The organism is Desulfobaccales bacterium (assembly GCA_041648175.1).
Classification (GTDB): Bacteria; Desulfobacterota; Desulfobaccia; order Desulfobaccales; family 0-14-0-80-60-11; genus 0-14-0-80-60-11.
On sequence record JBAZPO010000023.1, the window covers coordinates 1 to 15,415 of the forward strand.

General features: G+C 56.6%; 13 protein-coding genes. 7 read left to right on the forward strand and 6 right to left on the reverse strand.

Features of this window, described 5'->3' with window-relative positions:
• Positions 1-91 precede the first annotated feature (91 nt).
• Positions 92-607 (reverse strand): hypothetical protein, encoded by a 516-nt coding sequence (locus WC600_16450; GenBank protein ID MFA4904326.1) that lies wholly within the window; start codon positions 605-607, stop codon positions 92-94.
• Positions 608-631: 24 nt separating this feature from the next.
• On the reverse strand, positions 632-2,107 hold the full coding sequence (gene cysS / locus WC600_16455; GenBank protein ID MFA4904327.1) for a cysteine--tRNA ligase: 1,476 nt from the start codon (positions 2,105-2,107) through the stop codon (positions 632-634).
• A 128-nt stretch (positions 2,108-2,235) separates the two neighbouring features.
• Between cysS and WC600_16460 the strand changes: the two genes are divergently transcribed.
• Positions 2,236-2,499: a transcriptional coactivator p15/PC4 family protein gene (locus tag WC600_16460; protein MFA4904328.1), complete on the forward strand. Its 264-nt coding sequence runs from the start codon at positions 2,236-2,238 to the stop codon at positions 2,497-2,499.
• Positions 2,500-2,982: 483 nt separating this feature from the next.
• Here WC600_16460 and WC600_16465 read toward each other — a convergent pair whose 3' ends face one another.
• Positions 2,983-4,248, reverse strand: coding sequence for a histidine kinase dimerization/phospho-acceptor domain-containing protein (locus tag WC600_16465; protein ID MFA4904329.1), 1,266 nt, complete (start codon positions 4,246-4,248; stop codon positions 2,983-2,985).
• Between the two features lie 184 nt (positions 4,249-4,432).
• Here WC600_16465 and WC600_16470 point away from each other — a divergent pair, with 184 nt between their 5' ends.
• The 3 genes from WC600_16470 to WC600_16480 all read left to right on the forward strand — a co-directional run bounded on the left by WC600_16470 (position 4,433) and on the right by WC600_16480 (position 7,859).
• On the forward strand, positions 4,433-5,017 hold the full coding sequence (locus WC600_16470; protein MFA4904330.1) for a Fe-Mn family superoxide dismutase: 585 nt from the start codon (positions 4,433-4,435) through the stop codon (positions 5,015-5,017).
• A 133-nt stretch (positions 5,018-5,150) separates the two neighbouring features.
• Positions 5,151-6,116: a histone deacetylase gene (locus WC600_16475; GenBank protein ID MFA4904331.1), complete on the forward strand. Its 966-nt coding sequence runs from the start codon at positions 5,151-5,153 to the stop codon at positions 6,114-6,116.
• 681 nt (positions 6,117-6,797) lie between these two features.
• Positions 6,798-7,859, forward strand: coding sequence for a hypothetical protein (locus WC600_16480; GenBank protein ID MFA4904332.1), 1,062 nt, complete (start codon positions 6,798-6,800; stop codon positions 7,857-7,859).
• 87 nt (positions 7,860-7,946) lie between these two features.
• Here the strand turns inward: WC600_16480 and ahbC are convergent, their stop codons facing one another.
• On the reverse strand, positions 7,947-9,128 hold the full coding sequence (gene ahbC, locus WC600_16485; protein ID MFA4904333.1) for a 12,18-didecarboxysiroheme deacetylase: 1,182 nt from the start codon (positions 9,126-9,128) through the stop codon (positions 7,947-7,949).
• A gap of 9 nt (positions 9,129-9,137) precedes the next feature.
• A complete protein-coding gene (locus tag WC600_16490) occupies positions 9,138-10,892 on the reverse strand; it encodes an AAA family ATPase (protein MFA4904334.1) in 1,755 nt (584 codons plus the stop codon).
• A 304-nt stretch (positions 10,893-11,196) separates the two neighbouring features.
• On the opposite strand from WC600_16490, the gene WC600_16495 reads away from it, so the two are divergent.
• The 3 genes from WC600_16495 (at position 11,197) to hflX (ending at position 14,384) form a co-directional block, all read left to right on the forward strand.
• Positions 11,197-11,790, forward strand: a complete 594-nt coding sequence (locus WC600_16495) for a cyclodeaminase/cyclohydrolase family protein (GenBank protein MFA4904335.1) — start codon at positions 11,197-11,199, stop codon at positions 11,788-11,790.
• Positions 11,781-12,548 carry a dihydropteroate synthase gene (locus WC600_16500; protein ID MFA4904336.1) on the forward strand — a complete coding sequence of 256 codons (768 nt, stop codon included), beginning with the start codon at positions 11,781-11,783 and terminating at the stop codon, positions 12,546-12,548. The genes WC600_16495 and WC600_16500 overlap by 10 nt, the downstream gene beginning before the upstream one ends.
• Before the next feature lie 162 nt (positions 12,549-12,710).
• A complete protein-coding gene (hflX, locus tag WC600_16505) occupies positions 12,711-14,384 on the forward strand; it encodes a GTPase HflX (GenBank protein ID MFA4904337.1) in 1,674 nt (557 codons plus the stop codon).
• Positions 14,385-14,423: 39 nt separating this feature from the next.
• Here the strand turns inward: hflX and WC600_16510 are convergent, their stop codons facing one another.
• On the reverse strand, positions 14,424-15,329 hold the full coding sequence (locus WC600_16510) for a metallophosphoesterase (protein ID MFA4904338.1): 906 nt from the start codon (positions 15,327-15,329) through the stop codon (positions 14,424-14,426).
• Positions 15,330-15,415: the final 86 nt, after the last annotated feature.

A 15,415-nucleotide genomic window follows, 5' to 3' on the forward strand; every position in this document is an offset into this window, starting at 1 on the left:
GGACCCCCCACCCCCAATCCCGTAAGTGTGGGAATGGTGGCATAGGCGTTCCGCCTGTGCGAAGCATTAATAAGGTGAAGGAGTAACGATATTACTCTCCTGCCGGTGATATTCTTAAATCAGGCATGCAATCACGATAAATAGTTTCACCAGTTTCTGTTTTATAACTATAATCAATCCTTACGTATGGATTTCCTCTAAGATCTTCATTTTGAAATTTACCAATATTCTCCTTGACATCTTCTCCTGGAGGCAAGTAGGGTATGCCATTTATAAAAATTGGTAATTCATTTAATTTAAAAGACTTATATTCCACATTCCCTTTAATTATTTCGTGTCGAATAAAATTGGTTCCGTATGATGTTCTCAAATTAATATATTTTGCAGGAGATAAGCCTTTGTTTGAAATAATCATGTCAATATCTGTCATATTATGCCCCTCCATTCTTTTAATAAATTTGATAAACACGAGGGGATTTTTTGCCGCCTTCATTTCAATCAGCATATCATAAGTTAATTTTACATATCTCCTTGTAACATAGGCCAAAACTACAGTTGCCAAGGCCGTAATAATAGTTGCAAGTAACATTATATTCTCTGTATCCATAAGGAATCATCTATAAAAGTTCGTTCAGCCTTTCACCTTCCAGATAGTTCCCTGCGGCGTGTCTTCCAGGAGGATATCCAGTTCTATGAGTTGCTTACGGATGGCGTCGGCCTGGGCCCAGTTTTTGTCTTTGCGGGCCTGGGTGCGTTCGGCGATGAGTTGTTCGATCTCTTCCGGAGTGATCTTCAGGTCCGCGGCTTTTTGCCGGAGGGTGGTGAGCATGGTGTGGGGGTCGGCTTGCAGGAGGTTCAGCACCGCGCCCAGGTCCACCAGTTCCTCGTACATTTCGGCGAGGATGGTGAGGTAACCGGGGTCATCGGAAGGGGCCTCCAGGAGGCGGTTGAGCAGGCGCACGGTTTCGAACAGATAGCCCAGGGCCTGGCCGGTGTTGAGGTCGTCGTCCATGGCCGCGTCGAACCGGGCCCGCAAAGAACCGAAGCGGTGGAATTCTTCCAGGGTCAGGCCCTCGGGATAGGAATCGACGGGATGCTGGGGTTTCAAGTCGGGGTGCTGCTTGAGGACGTCCTGGATGCGGGCCAGACAGGTATAGAGGCGCAGCAGCGCGGTTTCGGATTCGGCCAGGGCCGCGTCCGAGAAGTCCAGGGGGCTGCGATAGTGGCAGTTGATGAGGAAAAAACGCACCACCTCGGCAGGAAATTTGGCCAACACCTCTTTCACCGTGAAGAAATTCCCCAGAGACTTGGACATCTTTTCGGCGTTGATGGTGAGGAGGCCGTGGTGCAGCCAGTAGCGGGCAAAAGGCTTGCCCGTGGCAGCTTCCGACTGGGCCAGTTCGTTTTCATGATGGGGAAAGACCAGGTCCTGGCCGCCGCCGTGCAGGTCGAAGGTTTCACCCAGGTAGTGCATGCTCATGGCGGAGCATTCGATATGCCAGCCCGGCCGACCGGGTCCCCAGGGGCTGTCCCAGGCCGGCTCTCCGGGCTTGCTGCCCTTCCACAGCACGAAATCCAGGGGATCTTCCTTGTTGGGGTCGACCTCGATGCGCGCCCCGGCTTCCATATCCTCTATTTTCTGCCCCGAGAGCTTGCCGTATCCCGGGAAGCGCCGCACCCGGAAGAAGACGTCACCCCCGCCGGGATAGGCAAAACCCAGATCCACCAAGCGCTGGATGAGGTCGAGGATTTGAGGAATATGCTCCGTGGCCTTGGGTTCGATCTGGGCCGGGGGCACCCCCAGGGTGGTCATATCATCCAGGAAAGAGGCGATGTGGCGTTCGGCCACCTCTTTCCAGGACTGGCCCTGTTCCTGGGCCCGGCGTATGATCTTGTCGTCAATGTCGGTGAAATTGCGCACCCAGGTAACTTCGTAACCCCGGCGGCGCAAATAGCGCACCAGGACATCAAAGGCCACACTGGACCGGGCGTGCCCCAAATGAACTTCATCATAAACCGTCACCCCGCAGGCATAGAGGCCCACTTTTCCGGGGGTGAGGGACTTGAAGGATTCTTTGCGTCTGCTTAGAGTGTTATATAGTTGCATGGGAAACAGGTTCCAGGTTTCAGGTTTCAGGAAATCAGGTTTAATATGTTCCTGGCACCTGATACCTGACACCTGAAACCTATCATGGACCAATCAGGCTGCGGATTCAGGCGGCCGCCAAGGGGGAAATGATGTCCGAATTTATCAGTCAAGTTACCAAAAACGCCCGGGAAACGGTCTTCCTTTCCCTGTCCGAGTATAAAGGTCATCGACTCATCGATATTCGGGTGCATGTGCCGGGAGACCAGGAAGGGGATTGGGTTCCCACCCGCAAAGGGGTGTCCCTGGCTGTAGGACTCTATCCCGCCTTCAAGCAAGCCCTGGCCCAGATGGAAGCAGCCCTGATTCAGCAGGGTCTCCTGGACCCGGAGGACCTGGAGCCTTCCGATTAATTAGCTGTCAGCGGTCAGCTTTCAGCTGTCAGCAAAAAACCAGGTGCCAAATCGGGGGAACCGCCTTGATTTTTCGTTGATAGCCAATAATTAGGACTGATTACCTTAACTTATCTTTTATTATCTTTTGGCTGATGGCTAAAAGCTGATTTATTAATATACTGAATCCCGCGGGTCGATGCAATGAAAAGGACAATGGTGGGGACCGGGAAGCGATAATGGGAGGGCTCCGGTGAACCGCCCTGACTCCGGATTGTCGTCCGGGTAGCGGTAGCGGGGAATTCCGGACATGAGAAGTCGTTTCAAAAGGAGGGCATGGGGATTTATATAACCCCTTGAAATCCCCCTAAATCCCCCTTTTTCAAAGGGGAACTTTCCATTTTCCTGATTGAGAAGGAACCCTTAGCCTTGAGAAGGTTTTAAAATAGGTTCTATCTCTTTGCACCTCAGCGCCGCCATTTTCTCATAAGGTCAGCAAACCCCTTACCCTTGTGCACTCAGTAGGTTTACTCCCCGGAGCTGGTCAGCCATCAGGTCAAGCAGTTGCTGGGCTCGAAAAGGCTTGCTCAAGATGGGTGGCAGCGTCTGGGTGGTCCGGGTCAACGCGGGGTCATGACCGGTGACCAGAATCGCGGGGATGCCGGCCAGGTGCGGGTCGCGCTGCAGGGCCTCATACAGGTCCAGGCCGCTCTGGAGCGCACCCAGAGGGCGCATCGGCAAACCCAGATCAAGGGTAATCAGGTCCGGCTCCAACCTTTGGGCTCCCTCCAGACCATCATCGGCTGTGACGGCATAGGCCGTGCGATAGCCATGTTTCTGAAGGATGCGGGCCAGTTTGTCCAAGACCTTGGGTTCGTCTTCCACCAGGAGAATTAAGGGGCCGGTGGGTGGACCCTGGATATCCAATCCGCGCTCGCGGTCTGCTGTCCGGCGCCAATACAAGGGCTGGGGAGTGACCAAGGGGAGCGTAAAATAGACCGAGGCGCCCTGCCCCCGGCAAGGAGTGCTCAGCCAGATCTGTCCGCCCATACATTCCACCAGGATTTTGCACTCGGCCAACGCTGCGTTGGCCTCACCATTGCGCCGGTCTGCTAAAGGGATGGTTGGATCGACTTTGTGGAAAAGATTGCCCTGTTTCTCAGGAGACCAACCCAGGCTTCGCACCTGGAACCGAACGTGGCCCTGGTCGCGCCAAGACCGCGCCTGGACCCGCACCTCGCCTTGAGTAGTGGACTGGATGGCGTTGGCCACCAAGTTCAGGAGAACCTGGGAAAGGTTTGCCGCGTCGGCCCGGACCAGGACCCGAGTCCGAGGGGCCCTAAACGTCAAACGAACTTTCTTCTGGTCCGCCTGTCGCCGGGACGATTTTTCCACCTGCTCGAAGACCGCGGCCACATTGACTTCGGTCAACTGGAGATCCAGTTTGCCGGCCTCGATCTCAGCGTGGTCCAGATGTTCGTTGATCAAGTCCAGGAGACCGCGGGCGCTGTCGTAGGCACTGTGCAAAAACTGACGCGCTTCTTCGGGGCTGTCGCACAGGCCGTCCATTACCAGGCGCAAAAAACTCAGGATGGCGTTGAGAGGCGTACGAAATTCATGAGAGGTGTTGGCTATAAATTCTTTCTGCCAGCGATGGACCCGGTCCAACTCCAGGTTGGCCAGTTCGAGACTGCGTATGAGAGGGATCAGGTCTAGATCTTCCGTTTGCGCCGGAGGAGACGAATTCTGGGATTGGCGATTACCGCTCATCAAGGTCACACTGTCGTCGTCACAATTTATTGATTTTACCCATCTGCTAATATGTCGGCATTCACCTCAGAAAACTTGAAAAATTTCCCCAGCGAAAATTTTCTGGGTCCCTTGCATCGAGGAATCATGGCACTATCTTTAAAAAAACAAGAGATCCCGACCCTGGGACCGCAAAGGAGACCATATGGCGTACGCAGCCAAAGATTTTTCCTTTTTGTTAGGAATGCCGGGATTCAGCGACACCCTCCTCAAGAATCATTTCACCCTCTACCAGGGGTATGTCAATAACACGAACAAGGTTATGGAAACCCTGGCAGCGATGGCGAAAGAGGGCAAAGAAGGCACTCCCGAATTTGGCGAATTGAAACGCCGGCTGGGGTGGGAGTTCAACGGCATGCGGCTGCATGAACTCTACTTTATGAACCTGGGGGGCGACGGCGACCTGTCCAAGGCTCCCAACCTGGAAAAGTTAAAGAAACAGCAGTTTGGCTCAGTGGAGATGTGCGCCAAGGATTTTAAAGCCACCGCAAGCATGCGGGGCATCGGTTGGGTCATCATGTACCAGGACATCGAGAACGGCCTCATCTTTAACCAATGGATCAATGAGCATGATGTGGGGCATCCCGCCGGCTGTAGCCCTCTCCTCATCCTGGACGTCTTCGAACATGCCTACATGACGGACTATGGGCTCAAGAAAGCCGATTATATTGAGGCCTTTTTTAAGAACGTCAAGTGGGAAGTAGTGGAACAACGCTTGGAAACCGCGTAGTTGCCGGTTTAGCGGGGATGGGAAGGCTTATGATGGTGGTCTCCCCCGCAAAACCGCTTTACAAGGCGTGGCCCTGCGGGTTACCTTGGGATAGCCCATAGCTAAGGGCACCCCAGGAAACCAGGAGAGAGCTATGCGCCGCACTGGCTATGTTTATGCCCAACGTTATCTGTTGCATGATCCCGGCTCTTGGCATCCCGAACGTCCCGACCGGCTGAAGGCCATACATACCGCGCTCGAGGAAGACGATCTCCTGGAGTTGGTGGTACGCCTTAGACCCGACTATGCCCCCCTGAAGTGGGTGGAGCGGCTCCACGATCCCGATTATATCCGTAGGTTCAAAGCAGCCTGTGAACAGGGCAAGCCTATCTTTGAGGTGCAGGATTGCGGCATCAGCCGGGAATCATACCAGATTGCGTTGCTGGCCGTTGGCGGGGTCATGCTGGCGGTGGACGCGGTGATGGGCGGCCAGGTGGACAACGCCTTTTGTGCGGTGCGGCCGCCGGGGCATCACGCCGAGCACAACCGGGCCATGGGGTTCTGCTTTTTCAATAACGTGGCCATCGGCGCGGTATACGCCTTGGAAAACTATGGGTTGGAGCGGGTGGCCATCATCGATTGGGACGTGCATCACGGCAACGGCACCCAGCATCTTTTTGAAGAGGACCCCCGGGTGTTTTACGTGTCGCTGCACGAGGACCCGCAGTACTGCTACCCCGGCACCGGCTACCGCCGGGAAGAGGGGAAAGGCGCCGGCAAAGGTTTCACCCTGAATCTGCCCTTTCCGCCTAGGAGCGTTGATGAGGATTACCTGGAGGCCTTGAAAAAGGAAGCGCTGCCCCGTTTGCGGGAATTTGCCCCACAAATGGTCTTCATTTCCGCGGGGTTCGACGCCCACGTCAATGATCCCCTGGCCCATATGAACCTGACTCGACAGGGCTACCGGGACATGACGCAACTGGCGCTGGACCTGGCCCAGGAAACCGCCGGGGGCAGGCTCATCACCGTGTTGGAAGGAGGTTATAACCTGGAGGTCCTGGCGGAATGCGTGGAGGACCACATCCGCATGCTGATGGACATCCCCCTGGATCATTTTTAAGGGGCGGCTATAATTAACGAAGGCCCCAAAGGACTCCAGGCCATCAACGTCACCAAGGTTTAACTGCCGATATCGCCGGCATGGACCCAGGGACGGCACCATCTCCCTGGCACTGAGACAGATAATAAGGAAGAAGGGGCGCCCTGGGCGCTCCTTTTTTTGTTGGGTGCGGCAAAAAGTGATCAATATCGTCAGTAACTTACACATAATGTTAATTAAATTAAACATAGAATAAATTAGGGTTAAACATGAACGAATTATAATATGCGCTATATCAGCCAGTTAACGCTTTGCATAATAAATGCATAACTTATTGATACTCAGAAGGATAAACCGGCAATTGAGCAAATGATCTAAAAGTAAAACATCGTGCCGCAGAGAACGCCACACCCCTCGTTGAGGCGGGGCGGAAGTCGGGGTTTTGCGGCTTAAGGAAGAGCCGGGTTGCCTGAGAGGGGGCAGTCCGGTTTTTTTTATTGGTGCTCCCCGGATAGGGGAGGGGAAGGAGGGATTATAAAGGGCGCGGTTACTCTGAAGATTTTCCCGACAAAGCAAGTTTTGGGCAAAAAACAAACCTGAGGCGTCGGGGACTGAAAGGCACGGGGCTCAAGGGATAGCCAGGTTGTCTGGAGTTAGTAATTCGGCCTCGTTTTCTGCTGCTACAACTTAGAGGAGCAGGTAATGAAAGATATTTATAAAGGTCTCATAATGTTGGTTGTCCTCTCTTTGGCACCATGGATGTTTCCACAATCGGTTTTGGCATATGGGCAACATCACGCAATTCTTTGGCAGAACGGTACGATGACCGATCTAGGTACCCCTGATGGATGTTACAATGCAGAACCATACGGCATCAACAATCAAGGTTGGATCGTGGGACGAGGGTGGACTGAATTAGACAATTCACGGGCTTTCCTCTATGCAAACGGCGCCATGATTGATTTGGGTACCCTCGGTGGAGCTCAAAGCCAAGCCTATGGCATTAATAATCTGGGGCAGGTGGTGGGAGGCAGCCTTACGGCCTCAGGTGAATATCATGCTTTCATCTGGCAAAATGGTACCATGACTGACCTTGGAATTAATGGCTATGGGCGCGCTATCAACGACAAGGGACAAGTTGTTATAAATAGCATGATTTCCGGGGCATGGCATGGTTTTCTCTGGGAAAATGGTTCCTTAACAGATCTCGGAATTGCGGGGGCAAATAGCATCAACAATAATGGACAGGTAGTGGGTACAATTAGGATTAATGGTGGACAGGGAGTGGTGGGTGCTGTTCTTTGGGATAATGGTACAATAATAAATCTTGGTAGTTTAGGAAGTGGCTACTCCAATGCCATAGACATTAATGATAAGGGGCAGGTGGTGGGGGTTTCTACAGATGCTGCAGGAAGAGCGTTTGGTTTCCTTTGGCAAGATGGTGCAATGGTAAATCTCGGTGGTCCTAATGGGAAATGGAGCCAAGTATACGGAATCAACAACCTCGGTCAGGTGGTGGGAGTTGGAGAGAATATCCAAGGATCGTGTGAAGCCTACCTATGGGAAGATGGCTCATGGACCGACCTGGGGACTTTCGGCACTTATAGCTGGGCTCAGAGTATCAATGATCTTGGACAAGTGATGGGATACTCTGATGGGGACTGGCCTTGGCCCTATTCTGCTGTTCCTTTACCTCCCTCCGTCCTTCTCCTAGGCTCGGGCCTCCTGAGCATGTTAGGGTGGAAAAGGTTTAGGAAGAACTAACTTTTCGATATAATTTCAGGAACCCAAGGGAAGGTCAAGGGAGGCCTGCTTTCAGTAACTTGTTGCACATCAAGAAGAAATAAGCGTTTAGCTAACCTCCGCCTCCGTCAAATAACACGCCGGGTCCGGGGCCCAGAGGTCGCCGGTTAAGGCTTCGGCCCGGACGCGGAAGTTGCCGCCGCAGACATCCAGCCATTTACACCGGGCGCAGCGGCCGGTGACATAGCGCTTCTTGTCTTTTAAGCGGGCCATCAGGGGGTTGGTGAGGTCGGTCCAGATTTGGCTGAAGGGGCGCTGCCGGACGTTCCCGAAGGACTCATGCCGCCAGAATTGGTCGGCGTGGACCTGGCCGTCCCAACTGACGCAGCCGATGCCCCGGCCGGAGTTGTTGCCTTCGTTCATCTTGAGGAGTTCCAGGACTTCCGCGGCGCGCCGGGGGTCTTCTTTGAGCAGCTTGAGGTAGATGTAGGGGCCGTCCGCGTGGTTATCCACGGTGAGCACTTCCACGGTGCGGCCCGCGTCGAAGAGGCGCCGGGTGCGGGCGCAGATCAAATCCACCAGATCCCGGGTCTGGGTATGAGTCAGAGCCTCTTCCACCAGTTTGCTGCCCCGGCCGGCATAGACCAGGTGGTAGAAGCAGATGCGGGGAATATTATATTCTTCCACCAGATCAAAAAGCGCCGGGACTTCCTGATAGTTGAGGCGGCTCACCGTAAAACGCAGGCCCACCTTGAGCCCCATCTCCTGACAATTACGCACCCCATGCATGGCCGCGGCAAAGGCCCCGGATTGACCCCGGAACTTGTCGTGGGTGGCCTGGGTGCCGTCTAAGCTGATGCCCACGTAGGACAGGCCCAGGTCACGCAGTTGCCGGGCCTTCTCGCGGTCAATGAGGGTGCCGTTGGTGGAGATCACGGCGCGCATGCCGTGCGTTACGGTCCATTCCACCAATTCCGGCAAATCCGGCCGCATCAGGGGTTCGCCCCCGGAAAACAAAACCACCGGGACGCCGAAATCTTTCAGATCCCGCAGCAGGGCCAGGCCCTCGACGTGGCCCAATTCATCCGGCGCGGCTCCCGCGGTTGCCTTGGCGTAGCAATGGAGGCACTTGAGGTTGCACTGCTTGGTGACGTTCCAGACCACCACCGGCTTTTTGTCCGCGGAAAATTGGAGGAGATGGGACGGCAAATCCTGGGCCCGGCGGTCCCGGTAACGCAGCACGTCTCCGGCTTCCACGGCGCCGCAATAGAGCTTGGAAACTCCGATCATGGGGGGCGTTTACTCTCTAAATAGGGTGGTCTGATAGTATTCCCGGATAACCCGATTGAGATAGGCATCCAGGTCGCAAAGGGCTTCACGGGTGAGGATGAACTGGTCCCGGGAGGTGCGGTCCCGGACGAGTTTCAGGGCGTATTCCAGGTCCTTGGACATCTCCTGACAGATGGACAGCGCGGAGATATCCCGGGACACGGCCTGCCGGATAATCTCATCCTCGGCCCCCGGTTCGAAATTGAGTTGAATCCCATGGTTGTCCAGGAATTTTTCTTCAAACAGATGGACCTGGTCATGGAGCCGGGCCATCTCTGCAAACGCGGTTTTCAGATCACAGTCCCAGTGATAGTATTGGTCGGCCAGTAATTCCACCCGGGCCGCAGTGAGAGGCAGGTGATAGCGGTTGAGCAACTCAGGTTCCCGGCGCCAGATGGACTCTTTAAGAATCTGCCGCTCTTTCGCAGCCGCCTGGTGAAATCTCCCTTTGAGATCGGGATCGTCAGGATCAGCCAGAAGGCGCGCCAGTACTTCGTCAGGAGCATCAACGAGCTCAGGCGTCACTACCAGTTCCATGACCGGGGTGGATGGCAGCCGTTTTTCGAACTGAATCAGCACGCGTTCGATAACGCTGACCAGACCCCGAGCCCCGGTTTTCTCAGATGCGGCCTGCTCCGCCAACTTCCTCAGAGCTTCGTCCTCAAAGGTGATGTCAATGCCGTAGGCCCGGAAGTCACGCTTTTTGCTGGTAATGATGGGATTGTTGGGGTTTAACAGGATGGCGTAGAGGTCGTCGGCCGTAAGTTCCGCCAGCACCGCAATCACCGGGAGGCGGCCGACGAATTCCGATTCAAACCCGAACTTGATCAAATCTTCGGCGGTTACCTGTTTCAAAAAGGTCCGGTCCATATCCCGGGAAGTCATTTCGCCTCGAAAGCCGATCTCCTGCTTGCTGATACGTTCCTTGACGATCTTGTCCAGACCGTTGAAGGCCCCGCTGACGATAAAGAGGATGTGGCGGGTATTGAGGGTGCGTTTATCTTTTTTGCCGGTGCGGCGGTAGTGTTCGATGGCCTGGATCTGGGAGACCGGGTCATGGGCCACTTTCAGGTCCACCTCGGTTTCTTCCATGGGCTTGAGAAGAGCGCGCTGGACACCGGAGCGCGACACATCCGGCCCACCCCAGGCATGGCCCGAAGACGCGATCTTGTCGATTTCATCGATATAAATGATCCCGTATTTCGCCAGTTCCAGGTCGTCGCCCGCGGCGTAAACCAGATCCCGGACCAAATCTTCAACATCGCCGCCCACATAGCCGGTTTCACTGAACTTGGTGGCATCGCCCTTGATAAACGGGACACCGATCTTTTTGGCAATGAGTTTGACCAGATAGGTCTTGCCGACCCCGGTGGGGCCGACGAGGACGATGTTGTTTTTAATGGAACCCACCCCGGGTTCCGGGTCCCGTCCCAGTTCCAGGGAATGGCGGATGCGATTGAAATGGGTGCAAACCTTGGTGGCCAGAACACTTTTCGCCAGATCCTGTTGGATCACGTATTCATCCAGATAGGCCTCCAACTCCTCAGGCCTCAAGTCGAATTTTATCTGGCTGAGTTTGGTGGCGCCTTTCCCCGGGCTGTCGTCGTCTTTCTCGGGTTTGGCCACCCAATGCGGGGCCAGCACTTTGATGCGGCTGCCATATTTGTTACTGAGGTAATCGCTCAGTTCTTTTTCCAATTCTTTAGGATCGGGGATCTTTTCCATGGGTAAGGGCTCGCGGCTGACTACATCTCATGTAGGGCCAGTAATGATATTTTTAGGTAAAGTATAACTGTCTGCGGAAATAGTTGCAAGGTCAGGCAGGTTCGATGTCCGGGTATGTTCATCTCGATACAATTTATTCCTTGACCATTAAGCCGTAGTCAGCTTCGCCGGGGTATGCCGCGGACTGCAGGTGGAATTTTCTGTCAAGAATGGTTGACCTGATCCGAAATTGGCCCCACAATGGGGCAAAGAGCTTAAGGCCGCGGGCAGCGGCAATTGCCGTCTACGGCGATCCGGGGAGACCATGGATTCATCATTTCTTAAAGCCCTGGCCCAGGCGAGGCCTGATCCCGGTGGTGGCGCCGCCGCCGCCCATGGCGCGGCCCTGGGCGTGGCCTTGCTGGAAAAGGTGGTCAGGCTGGAACAACTACGCCAGAGGGCAGGGGGGAGCGCCAGTTTTCCCTGGGATGATTTGCTGAGGCGGGTGGGCCAGGTGGCTGGCGCTTTGGCGCGGTTGCAAAAGGAAGATATCCAGGCATATTTCAACCTCGTGGAGGCGCGGGGTAGCGGCGACCCAGCGATTATGGCCGCGGCGCTGGAAGAGGCCATCGGCTGTCCGCTCCGGATCATGCAGCAGACCCAGGCGGCCATGGCACTGATTTCCCAGGGCGGGGCCCGGTGTAAAAGACACCTGGTTTCCGACCTGCTGGTGGCCTGCGAACTTTTGGGCGCGGCCTTTCGGGGGGCGAACCACATTGCCCGGGCCAATCTACTGTTCATGACCAGAAATCCCCGGCGCGTCGTGTGGGCCGAAGACCTGACCCATACGCTGAAGGCCGCGGAAGCCCTGTTACTGCAAGTGATGGCCGAACTTTTGGAACGGCAAACATGCCACTGATTGTCGCCGCGGACAACCTCCATGCCTTAAACCCCGTGGTGGCCCAGGCGCTGCAAAGCCTTGACCGCTATCCTCTCCAAGAACTGGCCCGCCGGGTCGAGCAGGCCGGTGCCCAGTTTATCGATATCAATCCCGGCTACCTGGCCCCGCGGCACCTGGACCGCATGGCCTTTATGGTGGAAGCGGTGCAGGAGGCCACCAAGGTGCGCCTCATCCTGGACAGCCCCAACTCCCGAGCCCTGGCCCGGGGTTTGGAGGTCTGCCAGAAGCCGCCCATCCTCAACGCCTGCACCTTGGAAGATGACAAGCTTAGGGAGATTCTGCCCCTGGCCTCGGCCCATCAGACCGACCTGGTGCTCCTGCTTTTGGATGCCCGGTCCTTTCCTGCGGTTACGCTTGAAGGCAAAATCACTCTGGCCGTGGAATTACGTGAGCACGCCCTGGCCGCGGGTCTCAAGGATGAGCAGTTGATCTTTGACCCGGTGCTGCCTAACCTCGCCTGGCCCGACGCCTGGGAGCAGACGAGGGCGGTGGTCAAGACCGTGCGGCTCCTGTCCAGCGGCGAGGTTTGGCAAGCGCCGGCCCGGACCATGGTGGGGCTTTCCAACCTGCGGAGCGGCCTCAGGCATACCTATCCCGTGCGGGTCGAGGAGGCCGCACTCGGGGTCCTGGCGGGGGCGGGGTTACAGATAGCTTTGGCGGATGTGCTGCAACCGGGGTTGATGGAGACCGTCAGGGTCATCAACCAGATGGGGTGAATATCTCCTTTGGCCTTTTCAGAGAACATAGTACAATTAAAGTAACAGCTTGAAAAATAAAAATAATTCTGTGCTCCGAGAACTTTGCGCAGGGTGCGTTCCACGCACCGATTAATTCAGTAGTATTGGTGGGCAGTGCCCACCCTACATCCCTAAATTGGGTTGAGCGAGGAATTTTCTATACACCGTCCTTTAGGTAATCTCACCGGCTTAAAAACCCAGCAATTCAAGGCCCTGGAGCGTCTGTACCGCCGCAAGGTGCCGCCCGCGCAACTAGTCACCCCGGAGTTGGCCCGGCAGTTGGCCGAGATTTCCGCTGATGTTCATCGACAGATCGGGGTACTGTTGGACCGCCAGGGCACGGTGGCATATGTTATCGTGGGGGACGCCAAGGGCCTGCTGATTCCCACCCTGCCCCGGGAACGGGGAGTTAAAGGCCGCCTCAAGGGCCTGCGTCTGATCCATACCCACCTGGACGCGAGTCCCCTGAGCCAGGATGATTTTATGGACCTGGCTTTGCTGCGCCTGGACTTGGTGGCGGCGCTCGCCGTGGCCAACGGGCAGCCCGGCGCTGTCGAGATAGCCCACCTGTTGCCCCAGCCGGTGGAGGGCTTGAATTGGGCCATCATCAAGACCAAGCAGGTGGGCGCCCTGGAGCAGGATTTCGAAGCGCTGGTGGCATCTCTTGAAGAAGAATTTGCCCGGCTCGCGCCAACCAAAACCGCGCGAGGCCAGGAACCCGCCATTTTAATCGGCGTTACCGGGGCCAATCGCCTGGCCGCCGAGGATTCCTTAGCGGAACTCACGGAGCTGGCCCGGTCTGCCGGGCTGATGGTTGCGGCCACCATTATTCAGCGGCGTCCCCGGTTCGACTCCCGGTTCCTCATGGGCAAAGGCAAACTTTCGGAACTGGTCATCCAGGCCCTCCAGGTGGGGGCCGAGATGCTGGTGTTCGACGCCGAACTCAGCCCATCCCAGGTGCGCTCCATCACCGACTTCACCGAACTCAAGGTCATTGACCGCACCCAGCTCATCTTAGACCTTTTTGCCCAACGGGCCAGAAGCCGGGAAGGCAAGCTCCAGGTGGAGATGGCCCAGGTGAAATACCTTCTGCCCCGGCTGGTGGGGAAAGGCGACGCCCTCTCCCGGCTCATGGGCGGCATCGGCGGCCGGGGTCCCGGGGAGTCCAAGCTGGAGATGGACCGCCGGCGCCTCCGCGACCGCCTCCACCGGCTGCAACAGGACCTGTCCCGGGTGCGGGACGAACGCCGGGAGCGGCGCCAGCCCCGGCGGCGACTGAATCTTCCGATCCTTTCCATCATCGGCTATACCAACGCCGGAAAATCCACTCTGTTCAATGCCTTAACCCACGCCGCGGTCCTGGCCGAAGACCGGCTCTTTGCCACCCTTGACCCTACCAGCCGGCGGCTCCGCTTCCCGAAGGAACGGGAGGTGATCATCACCGATACGGTGGGGTTCATCAAGAACCTGCCCAAGAATCTCCTGGAGGCCTTCAAGGCCACTCTGGAGGAACTGGAGGAGGCCGATCTGCTCATCCACGTGGTGGACCTGAGCAATCCCCGTTTCATCGAACAGATGGCCGCGGTGGAAGACATCCTGGTGTCGCTGTCCCTCCAAGACAAGCCGGTGTTGCTGGTCTTCAATAAAAAAGACCTGGCGGACCCCAGCCTGGCCGCGCTGCAATGCCGCCTGCATCATGGCGTGGCCATCTCGGCGGTGGACCCCGAGACCTTGCCGGCCCTCATGGCGCGACTTGAGTCGAAAGTGGAAGAGGTGGCCGGCGATCAGGGGCCAGGGGTAAAGATCAGGGATTAGGGATTAGGGGCCAGGAAAGAGGGCGTCCTTTATTCTTTGTCAAGCCTGCCAAAGTTGCGGCCGGAATTCCACGCCAGAAGTGTCCAGGGTGACCAGGGTCCAGCCGCAGCCGTGGGGGGCCAGGCCGGGATGCACAATCGCCGGGGTGCCCTGAATGGCCTGAGGGTGTGGCCAGGCGGTGGCGGGCAAGGATATGTGCAGAGGGTATTCTGTTTGCTGTTTTCGGTTTTCGGTCAAAAAAATCTCTCGCAGATCATCGTCTTTACTGGCCACTGCATTATGGGTGTGACCATGCAGGCACAGCACCTGGCGGAAACGGGCTAAGTGCGGGGTGATTTTTGGTGCGTCCTTCGTCCACTGTTGCCAGGGAAGATAGAGCCGCGCCAAGGGGGCATGGGAGACGATGACCAGAGGCGTGGCGGAGTCCAGTGCAGCCAACTCTGTTGTCAGCCACTGGCGCTGGGCCGGACCCATCTCGAAGGCTGGGCCTTGGGGGGTGTCACGCCAGGCAGTGTCCAGGCCCAGGAAGTGAACGCCCTGATACATCCGGGAGAACTGCGGCGGGCCGAAGCGCCGGACCCAGGACGCAGCCCCGCCGCGACCGTGATCGCCTTCCCCCCGCACCGCCCACAAGGGAGAGGACAGGTCCGAGAGGATCTCCCGGCCCAGGTCCAAGGCGTCGGGGCGGCCTTTATGGGCCAGATCACCGGCAAAGAGCACCAGGTCAGGCGGGGGCGTTAGGGCATTGATCTCCGCCACGGCCCGGGCCAAGGCCTGAGCCTCGGGACGGAGGCCCGCCCCGCTTTTCAGATGGGCGTCGGCCAGCAGCGCCAGGCGCAGTTGAGGGGCGCAAGCCAAGGCTTGCCAAGGCCAGGAGAGCCTGCCGAAGGCCCAACCCGCAACCAGCCCCAAGCCCATCTGCCTGATAAAGTCACGGCGGTCCATAGGCGCCATTGTAGCAAAATTTGGCGGAAAAAGGTGGGGGGAGTGCAGAGGTCAGGTTAAGGGTAAAACAAAGAAAGCCGGGGAAC

Coding starts and splice junctions, on each gene's coding strand:
- WC600_16460 (MFA4904328.1), top strand. CDS start 2,236: ATGATGTCCGAATTTATCAGTCAAGTTACCAAAAACGCCCGGGAAACG.
- WC600_16510 (MFA4904338.1), bottom strand. CDS start 15,329: ATGGACCGCCGTGACTTTATCAGGCAGATGGGCTTGGGGCTGGTTGCG.
- cysS (MFA4904327.1), bottom strand. CDS start 2,107: ATGCAACTATATAACACTCTAAGCAGACGCAAAGAATCCTTCAAGTCC.
- WC600_16500 (MFA4904336.1), top strand. CDS start 11,781: ATGCCACTGATTGTCGCCGCGGACAACCTCCATGCCTTAAACCCCGTG.
- ahbC (MFA4904333.1), bottom strand. CDS start 9,128: ATGATCGGAGTTTCCAAGCTCTATTGCGGCGCCGTGGAAGCCGGAGAC.
- WC600_16450 (MFA4904326.1), bottom strand. CDS start 607: ATGGATACAGAGAATATAATGTTACTTGCAACTATTATTACGGCCTTG.
- WC600_16495 (MFA4904335.1), top strand. CDS start 11,197: ATGGATTCATCATTTCTTAAAGCCCTGGCCCAGGCGAGGCCTGATCCC.
- WC600_16475 (MFA4904331.1), top strand. CDS start 5,151: ATGCGCCGCACTGGCTATGTTTATGCCCAACGTTATCTGTTGCATGAT.
- WC600_16480 (MFA4904332.1), top strand. CDS start 6,798: ATGAAAGATATTTATAAAGGTCTCATAATGTTGGTTGTCCTCTCTTTG.
- WC600_16470 (MFA4904330.1), top strand. CDS start 4,433: ATGGCGTACGCAGCCAAAGATTTTTCCTTTTTGTTAGGAATGCCGGGA.
- WC600_16490 (MFA4904334.1), bottom strand. CDS start 10,892: ATGGAAAAGATCCCCGATCCTAAAGAATTGGAAAAAGAACTGAGCGAT.
- WC600_16465 (MFA4904329.1), bottom strand. CDS start 4,248: ATGAGCGGTAATCGCCAATCCCAGAATTCGTCTCCTCCGGCGCAAACG.